This is a genomic window from Streptomyces sp. NPDC001137 (assembly GCF_040298885.1).
In the GTDB taxonomy this organism is placed as follows: domain Bacteria; phylum Actinomycetota; class Actinomycetes; order Streptomycetales; family Streptomycetaceae; genus Streptomyces.
Window position 1 is genome coordinate 187,340 of sequence record NZ_JBEPBA010000007.1, and the last position, 17,947, is coordinate 205,286.

Consider the following 17,947-nt stretch of genomic DNA (forward strand, 5'->3'; position numbering starts at 1 on the left):
GGCTCTCAGGCGGGCCGCACGATCCCCTGGGCCCGGGCGGCGGCCAGCCACGTGGGGAACTCGCCGACCAGCCGGTCGTACAGCTCTGCGTCGGTCACCCGCGCCGGGTCGGACCCGGCGTGGAAGAACCCGGCGTTGTCGACGACCCGCTTGTGCGGCACCGCGAGATCGTCCAGCTTGCGCAGGAAGTCGAACTGCTTGCTGCCAGGGTCCCCGAAGCCCACGAACTGCCAGAACAGCGGGAGGCGGGCCGCCTTGCACAGATAGCGTTCCGCGGCCAGTTTGTTGATCGGGCCGCCGTCGGTCTGGAAGACGACCAGGGCGGGGGCGGTCGAACCGCTGTCGAGGTAGTGGTCGATGACCGCGTCCATCGCCAGGTGGTAGCTGGTCTTTCCCATGTGCCCGAGCCCGGCCACGATCTTCTCGATCCGGCCCTCGTGACCGGCGAGCGCGATGTCGGTCTCGGCGTCGACGTCCGTCGAGAAGAAGACCACCGGCACCCGCCCGTCGTCGTCGAGATGCGCGGACAGCCCCAGCACCCGGTCGGCGAGCGCCTGCACACTGCCGTCCTTGTAGTACGGCTTCATCGAACCGGAGTAGTCGACGACGAGGTACACCGCCGCCCGCAGTCCGTCGAGCCCGTGCTTGTGGAGCGACACCCCGGCGCTCTTGTACAGGCTGACCAGCGCGGGCGCGGTCTCCTCGATCTTGCGGAGGCTGATCGCGGCCATGCTCCCCCCTTCGTTTGTGCCGAGGCTACGTCACATCCACCCCACCGCTCCCACCACCCACAACTGTTCGCTATTTTGTTCGCCGCCGTCCCCACCGGCTCGCCGCCCGTCCCACCCCCTCCGAGGAGCCGGCCGTGGAATCCGAGTCCACCGTCACCACCTGCTACCGCCATCCCAAGGTGGAGTCCCACGTCCGCTGCACCCGCTGCGACCGGTACATCTGCCCGGACTGCATGCGTGAGGCGGCCGTCGGCCACCAGTGCGTGGAGTGTGTGAGGGAGGGCGCCCGGTCGGTACGGCAGGCGCGTACGGCGTTCGGCGGCCGCATCACCTCGGCGCCGGTGGTGACGTACGTCCTGATCGGGCTGAATGTGCTCGCGTATCTGGGCGAGTTGGTGCGTTCGTCGGTCGTGGACCGGTTCGAGATGCTGGGCCGCGGGCTGGTCGGACCGGACGGCGGCCACTACGGGTGGGTGGCCAACTATCCCGCCGACTACCACCTGGAAGGGGTGGTCGGCGGTGAGTGGTACCGCCTGCTCACCGGGGCCTTCCTGCATCTGCCGCCCACCGGGGGGACGTTCGGGATCGCGCACATCGTGATGAACATGGTGGCGCTGTGGAACATCGGCCGGGTGGTCGAGTCCCAGCTCGGCCGGATCCGCTACCTCGCCCTGTACGTCCTGTCGGCGCTGGGCGGCTCCGTCCTGGTCCTGCTGATCGCCCCCGACCAGGCCACGGTCGGCGCCTCGGGCGCGATCTTCGGGCTCGGTGCCGCGTACTACGTCATGGCCCGGCGGCTGGGCGCCGACATGAGGTCCGTCAACCAGTTCATGGGCGGCCTGCTGCTGTGGCTGGTGATCTCCGCGTTCGTCACGTCCTGGCAGGGTCACCTCGGCGGGCTGCTGGCCGGCGGCGTGGTGACACTGGCGTACGCGTATGCGCCGCGTGACGGCCGCCGCAACCTCGTCCAGGCGGGCGCCTGCGTCGCCCTGCTGGCGCTCCTGGTGATCCTTACGGTCGCGAAGGTCACCGAACTGGCGGCCTGACCGGGAATCACCCGGGAATCACCAGGCCGTACCCTCTCGCCATGAAACATGCCGGTTTCCTCCTCTTTGCGGCCCTCCCCGTGGTCGTCACGGGCGTGGTCTACGTCCTCTCGCCCGCCGACTCCTCCGGCGGGAGCGAGAGCAGGACGCCGACCAGCGCCGCGCAGAAGGCCCGCCAGAGCGCCAAGATCCGGGCCGAGCACGAGAGCGCGGAGGACGAGGAGGTGATCGCCGACCTGCCGGCCGGTCTCGCCGCCCCCGCCAAGAAGGAACTGGCCCTGGAGCTGGTGGCCAGCGCCGAGAACTCGACGCTGAACTGGCGCAGTGCCTACGGCTACATCGAGGACATCGACGACGGCCAGGGCTACACCGCCGGCACCGTCGGCTTCTGCACGGGTACCCACGACCTGCTCGCGCTCGTCGAGCGCTACACCGAGGACCATCCCGACAACGGCCTCGCCGACTATCTGCCCGCCCTGCGCGAGGTCGACGGCACGGACTCCCACGAGGGCCTGGACCCGGGCTTCACCGACGCCTGGAAGGCCGAGGCGGAGCTGCCCGCCTTCCGGAAGGCCCAGGACGAGGAGCGCGACCGCGTCTACTTCGACCCGGCCGTCCGCCTCGCCAAGCTGGACGGGCTCGGCACGCTCGGCCAGTTCGTCTACTACGACGCCATGGTCCAGCACGGCCCCGGCACCGGCCCGAACAGCTTCTACGGCCTGCGCGAACGCGCCATGGACGAGGCGGACCTCCCCTCACAGGGCGGCTCCGAGAAGGACTACCTGGACGTCTTCCTCGACATCCGCGTCGAGGCCATGCGGACCGTGCGTCCGGACCTCGACACCAGCCGCGTCGACACGGCCCAGCGGCAGTTCCTGTACGACGGGAACCTGGCCCTGAAGACGCCGCTGACGTGGAAGGTGTACGGGGAGACGTACAAGGTGCCGTAGCCCACCCCGCCCGGCGGCCGACCGCAGACATGCGACGGCGCCTGCCATCGTCCGGTCGGGGACAGGGCAAGCGCCGTTGCGGTGTTCCGTACGCCTTTGTACGGGACGTATATGAGGGACCGTCAGGCCATCAGGGCCCGGTCCGTCGGGCGGATCGGGGCCGGCAGGTCGCTGGCGCCCGTCAGGAAGCGGTCGGTGCCGCGGGCGGCCGAGCGGCCCTCCGCGATCGCCCACACGATGAGGGACTGGCCGCGGCCCGCGTCACCGGCGACGAACACGCCGGGGACGTTGGTCTGGAAGTCGGCGTCGCGGGCGATGTTGCCGCGCTCGTCGAGCTCCAGGCCGAACTGCTCGACCAGGCCGTTCTCCCGGTCGGTGCCCGTGAAGCCCATCGCCAGGGTGACCAGCTGGGCGGGGATCTTGCGCTCCGTGCCCGGCTTCGGGGTCAGCTTGCCGTCGATGAACTCCACCTCGGTCAGGTGCAGCCACTGGACGTTGCCGTCCTCGTCGCCCTCGAAGTGGGTGGTGGAGACGGAGTAGACCCGCTCGCCGCCCTCCTCGTGCGCGGACGTGACCTTGTAGAGCATCGGGAAGGTCGGCCACGGCTGGGAGACCGGGTTCCGCTCGTCGCCCGGGCGGGGCATGATCTCCAGCTGCGTGACGGAGGCCGCGCCCTGGCGGTGGGCGGTGCCCACGCAGTCCGCGCCGGTGTCGCCGCCGCCGATGACCACGACGTGCTTGCCCTCGGCCGAGATCGGGGAGGTGACGTAGTCGCCCTCCTGGACCTTGTTCGACAGGGGCAGGTACTCCATCGCCTGGTAGATGCCCTTGAGCTCGCGGCCGGGGACCGGGAGGTCACGGGCGGTCGTCGCACCGGCGGCGATGACGATGGCGTCGTAGCGCTTCTTCAGGTCGGTCGCCTTGAGGTCACGGCCGATCTCGATGCCCGTACGGAAGCGGGTGCCCTCCGCGCGCATCTGCTCGATGCGGCGGTTGATGTGCCGCTTCTCCATCTTGAACTCGGGGATGCCGTACCGGAGAAGGCCTCCGATGCGGTCCGCGCGCTCGTAGACGGCGACCGTGTGACCGGCCCGGGTCAGCTGCTGGGCGGCGGCCAGACCCGCCGGGCCCGAGCCGATGACCGCGACCGTCTTGCCCGAGAGGCGCTCGGGGATCTGCGGGGCGACGTCACCGGTCTCCCACGCCTTGTCGATGATCGAGACCTCGACGTTCTTGATGGTCACCGGCGGCTGGTTGATGCCCAGCACACACGCCGACTCGCACGGAGCGGGGCACAGCCGGCCCGTGAACTCCGGGAAGTTGTTCGTCGCGTGCAGACGCTCCGAGGCGGCCGACCAGTCCTCGCGGTAGGCGTAGTCGTTCCACTCGGGGATGAGGTTGCCCAGCGGACAGCCGTTGTGGCAGAAGGGGATGCCGCAGTCCATGCACCGGCTGGCCTGCTTGCTGATGATCGGCAGCAGGGAACCGGGGACGTAGACCTCGTTCCAGTCCTTCAGACGCTCGCCGACGGGACGGGACTTGGCGACCTCACGGCCGTGGTTCAGGAAGCCCTTCGGGTCAGCCATTGATCGCCGCCTCCATCATCTTCTCGGTGATCTCGGACTCGGAGAGTCCCGCCTGCTCGGCGGCGTCCTTGGCGGCGAGCACTGCCTTGTACGTGCTGGGGATGATCTTGCTGAAGCGGTCCACCGCGGTGTCCCACTCGGCGAGGATCTTCTCGGCGACCGTGGAGCCGGTCTCCTCCTGGTGGCGGCGCACCACGTCGTGCAGCCACTGCTTGTCGGTGTCGTCGAGGGCCTCGACGGCGCTGACGTTGCCGACGTTGACGTTGTCGACGTTCAGGTCGATCACATACGCGATACCGCCGGACATACCGGCCGCGAAGTTGCGGCCCGTCTCGCCGAGGACCACCGCGCGACCGCCGGTCATGTACTCGCAGCCGTGGTCGCCCACGCCCTCGGAGACGACCGTGGCACCGGAGTTGCGGACGCAGAACCGCTCGCCGGTACGGCCGCGCAGGAACAGCTCGCCGCCGGTCGCGCCGTAGGCGATGGTGTTGCCCGCGATCGTCGAGTACTCGGCGAGGTGGTCGGCGCCCCGGTCCGGGCGGACGATCACACGGCCGCCGGAGAGGCCCTTGCCGACGTAGTCGTTGGCGTCGCCCTCCAGGCGCAGCGTGACACCGCGCGGCAGGAAGGCGCCGAAGGACTGGCCCGCGGAGCCGGTGAAGGTGATGTCGATGGTGTCGTCGGGCAGGCCCGCGCCACCGAACTTCTTCGTCACCTCGTGGCCGAGCATGGTGCCGACCGTGCGGTTGATGTTGCGGATGGCGACCTGGGCGCGCACCGGCTGGGCGTCGGTCGCGGAGTCCGCGGCCAGGGCGTCGGCGGCGAGCTTGATCAGCTCGTTGTCGAGCGCCTTCTCCAGGCCGTGGTCCTGGGCGATGACCTGGTGGCGCACCGCGCCCTCGGGCAGCGAGGGAACGTGGAACAGCGGCTCCAGGTTCAGGCCCTGTGCCTTCCAGTGGTCGACGGCACGCGTGACGTCGAGCGCCTCGGCGTGGCCGACGGCCTCCTCGATGGAGCGGAAGCCCAGCTCGGCGAGGAGCTCGCGGACCTCTTCGGCGATGTACTGGAAGAAGTTGACGACGTACTCGGCCTTGCCGGAGAACCGGTCCCTGAGGGTCGGGTTCTGGGTGGCGATGCCGACCGGGCAGGTGTCCAGGTGGCAGACGCGCATCATGACGCAGCCGGAGACGACGAGCGGCGCGGTCGCGAAACCGAACTCCTCGGCACCGAGCAGCGCGGCGATGACGACGTCACGGCCGGTCTTCAGCTGACCGTCGGTCTGGACGACGATGCGGTCGCGCAGGCCGTTGAGCAGCAGCGTCTGCTGGGTCTCGGCGAGACCGAGCTCCCAAGGACCGCCCGCGTGCTTCAGGGAGGTCAGCGGGGAGGCACCCGTGCCACCGTCGTGACCCGAGATCAGGACCACGTCCGCGTGCGCCTTGGAGACACCCGCGGCGACCGTGCCGACACCGACCTCGGAGACCAGCTTCACGTGAATCCGCGCCTGCGGGTTCGCGTTCTTCAGGTCGTGGATCAGCTGGGCGAGGTCCTCGATCGAGTAGATGTCGTGGTGCGGCGGCGGGGAGATGAGGCCCACGCCCGGCGTCGAGTGACGCGTCTTGGCGACCCACGGGTAGACCTTGTGGCCGGGCAGCTGGCCGCCCTCGCCGGGCTTGGCGCCCTGGGCCATCTTGATCTGGATGTCGTCGGCGTTGACCAGGTACTCGGAGGTCACGCCGAAGCGGCCGGAGGCCACCTGCTTGATGGCGCTGCGCCGGGCCGGGTCGTAGAGACGGTCCGGGTCCTCGCCGCCCTCACCGGTGTTGGACTTGCCGCCCAGCTGGTTCATGGCGATGGCGAGCGTCTCGTGCGCCTCGCGCGAGATGGAGCCGTACGACATGGCACCGGTGGAGAAGCGCTTGACGATCTCGGAGACCGGCTCGACCTCGTCGATGGAGATCGAGGGACGGTCCGACTTGAAGCCGAAGAGCCCGCGGAGCGTCATCAGGCGCTCGGACTGCTCGTTGACGCGCTGGGTGTACTTCTTGAAGACGTCGTAGCGGCCGGTGCGGGTGGAGTGCTGGAGACGGAAGACCGTCTCCGGGTCGAACAGGTGCGGCTCACCCTCGCGGCGCCACTGGTACTCGCCGCCGATGTCGAGGGCACGGTGCGCGGGCGCGATGCCGCTCGCCGGGTACGCCTTCGCGTGACGGGCGGCGACCTCCTTGGCGATGACGTCGATGCCGACGCCGCCGATCTTGGTGGCCGTGCCGTTGAAGTACTTCTCGACGAAGGCCTCGTCGAGACCGACGGCCTCGAAGACCTGGGCGCCGCGGTAGGAGGCGACCGTCGAGATGCCCATCTTGGACATGACCTTCAGAACACCCTTGCCGAGGGCGTAGATCAGGTTGCGGATGGCCTGCTCGGGCTCTATGTCCGAGAGGAAGGTGCCCGCGCGGACCAGGTCCTCGACGGACTCCATCGCCAGGTACGGGTTGACGGCCGCGGCGCCGAAGCCGATGAGCAGCGCGACGTGGTGGACCTCGCGGACGTCGCCGGCCTCGACCAGCAGGCCCACGTGGGTGCGCTGCTTGGTGCGGATGAGGTGGTGGTGGACGGCCGCGGTGAGCAGCAGCGAGGGGATCGGCGCGTGCTCGGCGTCCGAGTGGCGGTCCGACAGGACGATCAGCCGGGCGCCGTTCTCGATGGCCGCGTCGGCCTCGGCGCAGATCTCCTCGATGCGTGCGGCGAGGGCGTCGCCACCGCCGGACACCCGGAACAGGCCGGAGAGCGTCGCGGCCTTGAAGCCGGGCATGTCGCCGTCGGCGTTGATGTGGATGAGCTTGGCCAGCTCGTCGTTGTCGATCACCGGGAAGGGCAGGACGACGCTGCGACACGAGGCGGCCGTCGGGTCGAGCAGGTTGCCCTGCGGACCGAGGGAGCTGCGCAGCGAGGTCACGAGCTCCTCGCGGATGGCGTCCAGCGGCGGGTTGGTGACCTGCGCGAACAGCTGGGTGAAGTAGTCGAACAGCAGCCGCGGGCGCTCGGAGAGCGCGGCGATCGGGCTGTCCGTGCCCATCGAACCGATCGGCTCGGCACCGGCCTTGGCCATCGGCGCGAGGATGACGCGCAGCTCCTCCTCGGTGTAACCGAAGGTCTGCTGGCGGCGGGTGACCGAGGCGTGGGTGTGGACGATGTGCTCGCGCTCGGGCAGGTCGCCCAGCTCGATCTCACCGGCCTCGATCCACTCGGCGTACGGCTGCTCGGCGGCGAGGGCCGCCTTGATCTCGTCGTCCTCGATGATGCGGTGCTCGACCGTGTCGACGAGGAACATCTTGCCGGGCTGCAGCCGGCCCTTGCGGACGACCTTGGAGGGGTCGATGTCGAGGACGCCGACCTCGGAGCCGAGGACGACCAGGCCGTCGTCGGTGACCCAGTAGCGGCCGGGGCGAAGGCCGTTGCGGTCGAGGACCGCGCCGACCTGCTTGCCGTCGGTGAAGGTGACACAGGCCGGGCCGTCCCAGGGCTCCATCATCGTGGAGTGGAAGTTGTAGAAGGCGCGGCGGGCCGGGTCCATGGAGTCGTGGTTCTCCCACGCCTCCGGGATCATCATCAGCACGGAGTGCGGCAGGGAACGGCCGCCCAGGTGCAGGAGTTCGAGCACCTCGTCGAAGGACGCGGAGTCGGAGGCGTCCGGCGTGCAGATCGGGAAGACGCGCTCCAGACCGTTCTCCCCGAACAGGTCGGAGACCAGCTGCGACTCGCGGGCGACCATCCAGTTGCGGTTGCCCTTGACGGTGTTGATCTCACCGTTGTGCGCGACGAAGCGGTAGGGGTGCGCGAGCGGCCACGACGGGAAGGTGTTCGTGGAGAAGCGCGAGTGGACCAGCGCGATGGCCGACGCGAAGCGGCGGTCGGAGAGGTCCGGGAAGAAGGGCTCCAGCTGGCCGGTGGTCAGCATGCCCTTGTAGACGATGGTGCGCGCGGAGAGCGACGGGAAGTAGACACCGACCTCACGCTCGGCGCGCTTGCGCAGCACAAAGGCCTTGCGGTCGAGGGCGATACCCGTAGCAGGCACAGCGCCGTTGTCCGTGACGAAGATCTGCCGGAAGGCGGGCATCGTCGAACGGGCGGTGGCGCCGAGCAGTTCGGGCGCGACCGGCACCTCGCGCCAGCCGAGGACGGTGAGGCCCTCGTCGGCGGCGATCGTCTCGATCTGCGAGACGGCCTCGGTCGTGCCGTCCTCCGGCAGGAAGGCGATGCCGACGGCGTAGGCACCGGCCGCGGGCAGCTCGAATCCGGCCACCTCGCGGAAGAAGGTGTCGGGGACCTGGGAGAGGATGCCGGCGCCGTCGCCCGAGTCGGGCTCGGAGCCGGTGGCGCCGCGGTGCTCGAGGTTGCGCAGCACTGTCAGGGCCTGCTCGACCAGGGTGTGGGACGCCTCGCCGGTGAGGGTCGCCACGAAGCCGACGCCGCACGCGTCGCGTTCGTTGCGGGGGTCGTACATACCCTGCGCAGCAGGGCGAGCATCCATGAAGGACCAGTTCTGGCCATCCGCGGAGTGCTGGGACGGCTGGCGCGGCGTACGCATCGGCTCTCCCGTCGTCGTCTCAAGTGGCTGGGGGCACCTCCCAGGCTCTTGAGGCTCTGGGGGCGCATATTGCCGAGGGACGACGTTGGCCCTCTGCTGGGTGCAAAATTTCGTGCAGGTTACATGATGGAGCGGTTCTCGGGAACCGGGATATTCCGTTCCAGCATGCGGACACCGCGCGGCTGCAGTGCGGGTACCGCGCCTGCGGTGGAAGCTATGGGGACCGAGCGGGACAGATCGATGTCCCTCGGCCCGAAAGTCGGGGAGGGCTGCGTCGCCCTTCCCGCGGATGCGCGGCAGGCCTCATTGCCCACAGCGCTTACGGCTCATGCCCAGTGGTTAAGCATTCGAAACCAGCGAGTAACGGCTACTTATGCGGCCCAACGCATAACTTGTAGCCGCCCTATCCTACGGCCGTTCCGAACGCGATGCCCAGGGCGTACGTCACACCGGCCGCCGCGGCACCCAGGGCGAGCTGCCTGAACCCGCTGAACCACCAGGTCCGCGCGGTCACCTTGGCCACCACGGCACCGCAGGCGAACAGCCCGAAGAACGCGAGCAGCAGGGCCGGCCACAGCGCGGTCGCACCGAGCAGGTACGGCAGTACGGGCAGCAGGGCGCCCAGCGCGAAGGAACCGAAGGAGGACACGGCGGCGACGAGCGGCGAGGGCAGATCCCCGGGGTCGATGCCGAGCTCCTCGCGGGCGTGTATCTCCAGGGCCTGCTCGGGGTCCTTCGACAGCTGGCGGGCCACTTCCCGCGCCAGCTCCGGCTCGACGCCACGGGCCTCGTAGAGCGCCGCGAGCTCGGCCTCCTCGTCCTGCGGGTGCTTCCTCAGCTCCCCGCGCTCCACATCCAGCTCGGCCTCGACGAGCTCACGCTGCGAGGCGACGGAGGTGTACTCACCGGCGGCCATCGAGAAGGCACCGGCGGCGAGCCCCGCAAGCCCGGTCAGGACAATGGTCTGCTGGCTCACGGCCCCGCCCGCGACGCCGGTCATCAGCGCGAGGTTGGAGACCAGCCCGTCCATCGCACCGAAAACGGCGGGCCGCAGCCAGCCGCCGTTCACATCCCGGTGCGTGTGGTTGTCGCGGTGCGCCACGTGCAGCGCGGCCTCGGTCTCGATGATCGCCATTGCGGGAGTCCCCCAGGGAAGCCAAGCCAAAGCTAACTTTGGACAAGTTCTACTCTTCGACAACAGCAAACCTACGCCCCGAATTCCCCGCCCGCCAGCAAGGAAAGGCTCGGCTAACCTGCGGCTTTACCTCTCCATGCTCACTCGTGCGCGGCTGCGCGCAGATGTCGACCGGGTGACTTGGCTCCGTCCCAGGCGCAGGTCAACCGCCGACGGTGGGACACATGGGCAAAGGGTTCGCGCCCTGTGCGAGCCCCCTCCCCGAAGAGGCCGCGTATGGCATCGATCGCCTGCACTCCCTCGGTCCCCTCGCCCGGGAACGCCACCGACCTCCGCGAGCGGGCACGCGGCGCGCTACTGGGCCTGGCGGTCGGCGACGCCCTCGGGGCCCCGGCGGAGAACCTGAAGCCGTCGGAGATCCGCGCCCGTTGGGGCCGCATCACCGGTTATGTGACGGACAAGCCGGCCGGCACGGACGACACCGAGTACGCGATCTTCTCCGGCCTGCTGCTGGCCAGGCACGGCTCCGCGCTCACTCCTTCACACGTGGAGGCGGCCTGGCACGAGTGGATCGCGGACCGCGAGGAAGGCCCGTTCCGCGGCGCGGGCTTCAGCGAACGCGGCACCCTGGAGAACCTCCGCCGGGGCCTTGCTGCCCCCATCTCGGCCCAGCATCGCCACGCCTGGAGCGACGGCCTGGCGATGCGCGCGGCGCCCTTCGGCGTCTTCGCCGCGGGCCGTCCCGCCGAGGCGGCCCGGCTGGCGGGGATCGACGGCTCGGTGAGCCATGACGGCGAGGGCATCTACGGCGGCCAGGCGGTCGCGGCGGGCGTCGCCGCGGCGATGGCGGGCGCACCGACGATCGCCGTCGTGGCCTCCGCCCTGGCCGTCGTCCCGGACGACTCCTGGACGGCCCGCTCGCTGCGCCGAGCGGTGGCGGTGGCCCATCGCGGCGAACGGGCGGTCCGCTCGGCGGTCGTCATCGGCGGCTACCCCTGGACCGACCTGGCCCCCGAGGCGGTCGCCCTGGCCTTCGGCGCCTACGCGGCGGCGGACGGCGACTTCCGCGACGCGGTCCTCACGGCGGTCAACATGGGCCGGGACGCGGACACCACGGCAGCGGTGGCGGGCGCACTGGCCGGAGCAACCCAGGGGGTCTCGGCAATCCCACCGGCCTGGGCAGCGGCCATCGGCCCGGCCCGGGGCAGCTGCCTGCCGGCCATGGCGGGCCACCACGTACTGGAGGTGGCGGACCGCCTGGTCCCGGACGAGGGCGCGGCCGCACGGAAACCCACACCGGACGTGCTGGGGCGCACGAACTTCCCGCTCCCGGATCCCACCGCCTTCACCCTGGCCGCGACCGACGAGACGGAGACGCCCTCATGAGCCCGCCCGCCCCCTGGAACGAGGGAACGACAGAGCCGACCGACCCCACCCCCCAGGGCCCACGTGCCTCCAAGACGGAAGCGCACCCAGCTGCCCCCACGGCGAACGAGGCCGAGGCCCGTCGGCAGGGGCCGCCCGCTCCCGCCAACGACGACAGCCCCACACAGGGGCCAGCCACATCCGACCACAAACCACGCACGGCCGACCCCGCAGCCGCCGACGGCGAGAACTCACCACAGGAGCCACCCGCACCCGACGACGAAAGTCGCACGGGTGGTGCGGGTGGGAGCCGATCCGCCGATGGCGAAGCCGAGGCGGCCGGGCCCCAGCACCCGCAGGGCACCGCAGGGGCGGCCAAGCCCCGGCACCCGCAAGGCCCCGCAGAGGCGACCGCGCCCCGGCACCCGCAGGGCACCGCCCAGGCCGGAAGAACCGTCGGGCTCCTGCTCGGCCTGGCCGCGGGCGACGCCGCCGGCTGGCCCGCCGCCCGCCACCGAGCCGCCCGTATGCCCGAGTGGACCCGCCGCCTCACCCGCGAACTCGACACCTTCGCGGAACAGAACGCCACCACCACCCTCCCCGTCCCCATCGCCCTGAACCAACCCCCCGAGCCCCTCCGCCTCGGCCCCTCCGACGACGCCGAGTGGGCGGCCTTCGCCGCGGAGGCACTCCTGCGCGCCGGCGACGACACCGCGCTCGGCGACCTCAGCCGACAACGCCGTACCAGAGCCGCCATCGACCTCACCTGGAACGCCCTCGCCAGCGAGGTGGCCGCCGCCGCGGACCGCGCCCCGGAGGTCGAGTCCGCCGTCCTCCCCCTTCGCGCCCGTATCTCCGTCCGCGCCGGTCTCGGCAACCTCGCCACCGGCCTGCGCCCGCCCGCCACCGGCCACGACAACCCCCACTACTTCGACGACGCGGCCTGCGTACGGGCCTGCGTGCTCGCCGTGGCCCACCCCGGCGAGCCCCGACTCGCCGCCGACCTCGCCGAGTTCGACGCCCGCTACACCCAGGACGGCGACGGAGTGCACGGCGCCCGGGCCATGGCGGCGGCACTCGCCCTGGCACTGTCCGGCGCGGACGTCGAGACCTGCGTCGATGCGGCCCTCGCCGAACTCCCCGAGACCACGGAGATCGGCCGCAACGCCCGCCACGCACTCGAGTTGGCCGCCGACGCCGAGACCGCCTTCACCCTGATCCCGCTCCTGGAACACCAGATCGTCGACCACGTCTACAGCTACGGCATCGCCGCGGCCGAAACGGTCCCGGTGGCCCTGGCCCTGACCGCCGCGTCGAACGGCCGTATCGCCGAAGCGGTACCGGCCGCGGCCTGCCTCTCCCGCGTCGCCGACTCGGCCCCGGCCCTGGCGGGCGCCCTGACCGGCGCGCTGGGCGGCAGCGCATCGATCCCGCGGTCCTGGCGGGAGGCCTGCCGCACCCTCTCCGGCTGCGCACTCCCCCGCCTCACCGGCACCGACCTGGTGGAACTCGCCGAACTCCTGGAAGCCACACAACCGGCCCCGCCAGGAGGATGATTCGGGCCATGAGGTTCAAAAACCCCAAAACCAGCCTCGAGGACCGGATCACCGGGGCCCTCGTGGGCGCGGCGGTGGGCGACGCCCTCGGCGGCCCCGTCGAGGGCTACTCCCCCGACCAGATCCTCGAACGCCACGGCGGCCGCGTCCACGGCATCGTCGGCCCCTGGAACGGCGAGTCCTGGCGCACGGCCCGCCCCCTCGCGCCGTACCACAAGGGCGACGGCCACGTCACCGACGACACCTTGATGACGCACGCCCTGATCCGGGTCTACGACCGGGTCCGCGACCACCTCGACGCGTACGCGATCGCGGACCACCTGGTCCCGGACCTGATGACGACCCCCCGCTGGATCCCGGAACTGGAGCAGGAAGCCCTCCCCCTGCACCGCATCTTCCTCGCCGAGAAATGGCTGGTGGCCCGCCTCCACTACGGCCATGTCGACCCCCGTGAGGCCGGCACGGGCAACATCGTCAACTGCGGTGCGGCGATGTACATGGCCCCGGTGGGCCTGGTGAACGCGGCCAACCCCCCGGCCGCCTACGCCGAGGCGATCGACATCGCCGGCGCCCACCAGTCCTCGTACGGCCGCGAGGCGGCAGGCGTCCTCGCGGCCGCGGTGGCCGCCGCGGCCACCCCCGGGGCAACCCCGGACTCGATCGTCACCACGGCCCTCTCCCTCGCGAAGGACGGCACCCGCACGGCGATCGAGAAGGTCTGCGAAGAGGCGTCCCGCCACACGGACTTCGAATCGGCCCTGATTCCGCTACGGGAAGCGGTCGCCCCCTACGACACGGTCGGCCCGGACTACCGCGCCCCGTCCCTCGGAGCCCGCCGCCCGTCCCGCCTCCATTCGATCGAGGAACTCCCGGTCGCCCTGGGCATGTTGCTGGTTTCCCGCGGCGACTACCGCCACGCGGTCCTGGGCGCGGTGAACTACGGCCGCGACTGCGACTCGATCGCGACGATGACCGGCGCGCTGGCCGGGGCCCTGGGTTCCCCGGTCCCGGAGGACTGGTCGAAGCAGGTCGCGGAGGCGAGCCGCCTGGACCTGTGGCAACCGGCGGCGACGCTCACCGCCGTGACCCGCGAGATCTTCGAACGGGACGTACATCGCCGCAGGGCCCACGAGTCGGCGTTCCTCGACCTCGGAGACCCAAGATGCTCCGACTGACCTGGGTCCAGCCGGAGGACCTGATCGGCCACGAACTGCGCCAGGCGACCCTGGACGGCCGCGAACCGTCGGCGATCGCAGCGAGATGGAAGGCCGCGGGCGGCACGGAGGCCCCGCTGCACGCGGGCGCATCAACGAAACCGGCATCGCGCTATCTACGACTGCTGGCAAAGGACTTGCTGGACGAACTGGCGGACCTGCCAAGCAGATTGGCGGACACCGAACCAACAGACCTGGCAAGGATCAAGTCCCTGTGCCCAGACTGGCCGACCGCTGGAGACCCGCGTAGCTGCGAGCAGTCGTGCTGCTTGGGCGGCTCCCGCCCCAAAGAAAGCGGCACCCGGCCGACGCCGGCGAGCGCCCCCACCCCCCACGGCGCCCCCACCCAGGCCCGCCTGGAAGCCGCCTGGCTGGGCCGAGCAGTCGGCTGCCTCCTGGGCAAACCCGTGGAAAAGCTCCCCCTGGAGGCCATCCGCCAACTGGCGCAAGCCACCGGCAACTGGCCACTGAACACCTACTTCACCGCCCACGGCGTCCCAGAAGACCTCCTCTCACAGCACCCCTGGAACCGCCGCTCGGCAACAACCTCCCTCGCCGAGAACATCGACGGCATGCCCGAGGACGACGACCTCAACTACCCCCTCCTCAACCTCCTCCTGCTGCAACGTCACGGCAGACACTTCACCACCACCGACGCAGCCGCCCTCTGGCTCTCCGAACTCCCCGCAGGCCGCACCTTCACCGCCGAACGCATCGCCTACCGCAACCTCCTCCTCGGCCTGGAGCCACCCCACACGGCCCGCCACCGCAACCCCTTCCGCGAATGGATCGGCGCCCTCATCCGAGCCGACGTCCACGGCTGGACCAACCCCGGCAACCCGGCCGCCGCAGCGGAACAGGCCCACCGCGACGCCACCCTCACCCACACCGCCAACGGCGTCTACGCGGCGATGTTCACGGCGGCCGCCATCGCGCAGGCGGCCACCGCCACCCACGACGTCCACGCCTGCCTCCGCACCGGCCTCACGGTGGTCCCACCCCACTCCCGCCTGGCCCGAGCCGTCCGCCACGCCGTCCGACTCGCCGAGAGGCACGCCGACTTCGACACCGTCGTGGACGAGCTCCACGCCACCCACGCCGGCACCCACCACTGGGTCCACGCCGTCCCCAACACGGCCCTGATCGCCGCCGCCCTCACCCACGCGGACGGCGACTTCACCGGCTCCATCTGCCGTGCCGTGTCCGGCGGTTGGGACACGGACTCCAACGGCGCCACGGCAGGCAGCATCGCCGCCCTCCTCACCGGCAGCCCCAACGCCCTCCCCGACCGTTGGACGACCCCCCTCAAGAACCGCCTCGCCACCTCCATCGGCGACTTCAACGGCATCGGCTTCGACGCCCTGGCCCACCTCACCCACCGGGAGGCATCCCGCCCATGACCCACATCGTCGTACTGGGCAGCAGGAACATGGACCTCGTCACCTACACCGGGAAGGCCCGGGCGATCGCCACGGCCCGTGCGGCCACCGTGCCCTCCGTCCAGCGGCCCGGTGCATCGGCGTCGATGCCCTGCCGCCCGGAGAGCGAAGCGCAGTTCGCGTCATGAACGAAGCCCCGCTGACCGGCCTGCGCGTCCTCGACCTCGCCACCCTCTTCGCCGGCCCGCTCGCCGCCACGATGCTCGGCGACTTCGGCGCGGAGGTCATCAAGGTGGAGCACCCTGCGAAGCCCGACCCCTCCCGTGGCCACGGCCCGTCGAAGGACGGCGTCGGCCTCTGGTGGAAGGTCCTCGGCCGCAACAAGCACACCATCACCCTCGACCTGTCGAAACCGGGCGGCCGCTCCACGCTGCTGCGGCTCGTCGCCACCGCCGACGTCGTCATCGAGAACTTCCGCCCCGGCACGCTGGAGAAGTGGGACCTGGGCTGGGCGGAGCTGTCCGCCGCCAACCCCCGCCTGATCCTCACCCGGGTCACCGCCTTCGGCCAGTTCGGCCCGTATGCGCACCGCCCCGGCTTCGGCACCCTCGCCGAGGCCATGAGCGGCTTCGCCGCGATCACCGGCGAACCGGACGCACCTCCGACGCTGCCGCCCTTCGGCCTCGCCGACTCCATCGCCGGTCTGGCCACCGCCTACGCCGTCATGACCGCACTGTCCGCCCGTGAGCGCACCGGCGAGGGGCAGGTCGTCGACATGGCGATCATCGAGCCGATCCTCACCGTCCTCGGCCCCCAGCCGACCTGGTACGACCAGCTGGGTTACGTGCAGCAGCGCACCGGCAACCGGTCCGCCAACAACGCGCCCCGCAACACCTACCGCACCGCCGACGGCACCTGGGTCGCCGTCTCGACCTCCGCGCAGTCGGTCGCGGAACGCGTCATGTGCCTGGTGGGCCGCCCCGAGCTGATCGACGAGCCGTGGTTCGCGACGGGCGCCGACCGCGCCCGGCACTCCGACGTCCTGGACGAGGCCGTCGGCAGCTGGATCGCCGAGCGCAGCCGTGACGAGGTCCTCGCGGCCTTCGAGAAGGCCGAGGCCGCGGTCGCGCCCATCCAGGACGTACGGGACGTGATGACCGACCCGCAGTACGCGGCCCTGGACACCCTCACCACCCTCGACGACCCGGACCTGGGCCCCCTGCGCATGCAGAACGTCCTCTTCCGCCTCTCCGCCACCCCCGGCACGATCCGCTGGGCGGGCCGCCCCCACGGCGCCGACACGGAAGCCGTCCTGACCGACCTCGGCCTGACCCCCACCGACCTGACCACCCTCCGCGAGGAGGGCGCCGTATGACGCAGAACGTCCTCTCCTCCCTCTCCGCCACGATCCGCCCGGCACCCCGCCCCCACGACACCGCCACCACAGCCACCCCGACCGACGCCGCCCCGTCCCCGACCGAACCCGCGCCCCCACGCGAGGAGGGCGCCGTATGACCACACCCCCGCTCACCTGGCTCTACGCCCCCGGAGACCGCCCGCACGTGGTCGCCAAGGCTCTGGTCGCCGGTGCCGATGTCGTCGTCATCGACCTGGAGGATGCGGTCGGCCCGGATCGCAAGGAGTACGCCCGCGCGGCCACCGCCGAACTCCTCTCCGATGCGCAGCCGGTCCCGGTCCATGTCCGCGTGAACGCCCTGGACGGCCCGCTGGCGCCCCGGGACCTGGAGGCGGTGGCCGGACGGCCCGGGCTCTCGGGGCTGCGCCTGCCGAAGGTCACCTCCCCGGAGCAGATCATCCGTACCGCGGAACGCTCCACGTCGGCCGGCGGTGCGCCCGCTCTGTACGCCCTCCTGGAATCCGCCCTGGCCGTCGAACACGCCCACGCCATCGCCTGCGCCCACCCGGCCCTGCACGGCATCGCCCTCGGAGAGGCGGACCTACGGGCCGACCTGGGCGTACGCGAGGACGCGGGCCTCGACTGGTGCCGCTCCCGGATCGTCGTCGCAGCCCGGGCGGCGGGCCTGCCCCCGGCACCGCAGTCGGTCCACCCGGACATCCGCGACCTGGAGGGCCTGGCGGCCTCCTGCGCCCACGGCCGCACCCTCGGCTTCCTGGGCCGCGCGGCCATCCACCCCCGCCAGCTCCCCATCATCGAACGGGCCTACCTCCCCACCGAGCGGGAGGTCGAGGAGGCCGAGACGATCGTCAAGGCGGCGATGGCCCAGCAGGGCGCCCAGGCCCTGCCGGACGGGAGGTTCATCGACGCGGCGGTGGTGGCGGCAGCGCACCGCACGCTGTCACTCGCCCGCCGCAACTGAAACGGGGGCGCCCGGACCTCGTGGCCCGGGCGCCCCCGTCGACGTACGACCG

At 71.2% G+C, this 17,947-nt stretch carries 14 protein-coding genes; 10 read left to right on the forward strand and 4 right to left on the reverse strand.

Features of this window, described 5'->3' with window-relative positions; translation table 11 throughout:
- Positions 1 to 5: 5 nt before the first annotated feature.
- The gene (locus tag ABT254_RS16365; protein ID WP_351469631.1) at positions 6 to 731 is read right to left on the reverse strand and encodes a vWA domain-containing protein; all 726 of its coding nucleotides are present in this window, start codon (positions 729 to 731) and stop codon (positions 6 to 8) included.
- Between the two features lie 134 nt (positions 732 to 865).
- On the opposite strand from ABT254_RS16365, the gene ABT254_RS16370 reads away from it, so the two are divergent.
- Together ABT254_RS16370 and ABT254_RS16375 are read left to right on the forward strand one after the other, a co-directional pair.
- Positions 866 to 1,777, forward strand: coding sequence for a rhomboid family intramembrane serine protease (locus tag ABT254_RS16370; RefSeq protein WP_351469634.1), 912 nt, complete (start codon positions 866 to 868; stop codon positions 1,775 to 1,777).
- Positions 1,778 to 1,818: 41 nt separating this feature from the next.
- Positions 1,819 to 2,727: a chitosanase gene (locus ABT254_RS16375; protein ID WP_351469636.1), complete on the forward strand. Its 909-nt coding sequence runs from the start codon at positions 1,819 to 1,821 to the stop codon at positions 2,725 to 2,727.
- A 122-nt stretch (positions 2,728 to 2,849) separates the two neighbouring features.
- Here the strand turns inward: ABT254_RS16375 and ABT254_RS16380 are convergent, their stop codons facing one another.
- The 3 genes from ABT254_RS16380 to ABT254_RS16390 all read right to left on the reverse strand — a co-directional run bounded on the left by ABT254_RS16380 (position 2,850) and on the right by ABT254_RS16390 (position 10,042).
- A complete protein-coding gene (locus tag ABT254_RS16380; protein WP_351469639.1) occupies positions 2,850 to 4,313 on the reverse strand; it encodes a glutamate synthase subunit beta in 1,464 nt (487 codons plus the stop codon).
- Positions 4,306 to 8,907, reverse strand: coding sequence for a glutamate synthase large subunit (gene gltB / locus ABT254_RS16385; protein ID WP_351469642.1), 4,602 nt, complete (start codon positions 8,905 to 8,907; stop codon positions 4,306 to 4,308). The genes ABT254_RS16380 and gltB overlap by 8 nt, the downstream gene beginning before the upstream one ends.
- Before the next feature lie 403 nt (positions 8,908 to 9,310).
- Positions 9,311 to 10,042, reverse strand: coding sequence for a VIT1/CCC1 transporter family protein (locus ABT254_RS16390; RefSeq protein WP_351469645.1), 732 nt, complete (start codon positions 10,040 to 10,042; stop codon positions 9,311 to 9,313).
- A gap of 276 nt (positions 10,043 to 10,318) precedes the next feature.
- Here ABT254_RS16390 and ABT254_RS16395 point away from each other — a divergent pair, with 276 nt between their 5' ends.
- The 8 genes from ABT254_RS16395 to ABT254_RS16430 are packed head-to-tail and all read left to right on the forward strand — an operon-like array spanning position 10,319 to position 17,895.
- Positions 10,319 to 11,428, forward strand: coding sequence for an ADP-ribosylglycohydrolase family protein (locus ABT254_RS16395; protein ID WP_351469648.1), 1,110 nt, complete (start codon positions 10,319 to 10,321; stop codon positions 11,426 to 11,428).
- Positions 11,425 to 12,963: an ADP-ribosylglycohydrolase family protein gene (locus ABT254_RS16400; RefSeq protein WP_351469651.1), complete on the forward strand. Its 1,539-nt coding sequence runs from the start codon at positions 11,425 to 11,427 to the stop codon at positions 12,961 to 12,963. The genes ABT254_RS16395 and ABT254_RS16400 overlap by 4 nt, the downstream gene beginning before the upstream one ends.
- A gap of 8 nt (positions 12,964 to 12,971) precedes the next feature.
- Positions 12,972 to 14,138, forward strand: a complete 1,167-nt coding sequence (locus tag ABT254_RS16405) for an ADP-ribosylglycohydrolase family protein (RefSeq protein WP_351469654.1) — start codon at positions 12,972 to 12,974, stop codon at positions 14,136 to 14,138.
- A complete protein-coding gene (locus tag ABT254_RS16410) occupies positions 14,126 to 15,577 on the forward strand; it encodes an ADP-ribosylglycohydrolase family protein (protein WP_351469657.1) in 1,452 nt (483 codons plus the stop codon). The genes ABT254_RS16405 and ABT254_RS16410 overlap by 13 nt, the downstream gene beginning before the upstream one ends.
- Positions 15,574 to 15,744: a hypothetical protein gene (locus ABT254_RS16415; RefSeq protein WP_351469659.1), complete on the forward strand. Its 171-nt coding sequence runs from the start codon at positions 15,574 to 15,576 to the stop codon at positions 15,742 to 15,744. The genes ABT254_RS16410 and ABT254_RS16415 overlap by 4 nt, the downstream gene beginning before the upstream one ends.
- A complete protein-coding gene (locus tag ABT254_RS16420; protein ID WP_351469662.1) occupies positions 15,741 to 16,931 on the forward strand; it encodes a CaiB/BaiF CoA transferase family protein in 1,191 nt (396 codons plus the stop codon). Before ABT254_RS16415 ends, ABT254_RS16420 begins: the two co-directional genes overlap by 4 nt.
- Positions 16,928 to 17,071: a hypothetical protein gene (locus ABT254_RS16425; RefSeq protein WP_351469664.1), complete on the forward strand. Its 144-nt coding sequence runs from the start codon at positions 16,928 to 16,930 to the stop codon at positions 17,069 to 17,071. Before ABT254_RS16420 ends, ABT254_RS16425 begins: the two co-directional genes overlap by 4 nt.
- The gene (locus ABT254_RS16430) at positions 17,068 to 17,895 is read left to right on the forward strand and encodes an HpcH/HpaI aldolase/citrate lyase family protein (protein WP_351469667.1); all 828 of its coding nucleotides are present in this window, start codon (positions 17,068 to 17,070) and stop codon (positions 17,893 to 17,895) included. Before ABT254_RS16425 ends, ABT254_RS16430 begins: the two co-directional genes overlap by 4 nt.
- The last annotated feature ends 52 nt before the right edge of the window (positions 17,896 to 17,947 follow it).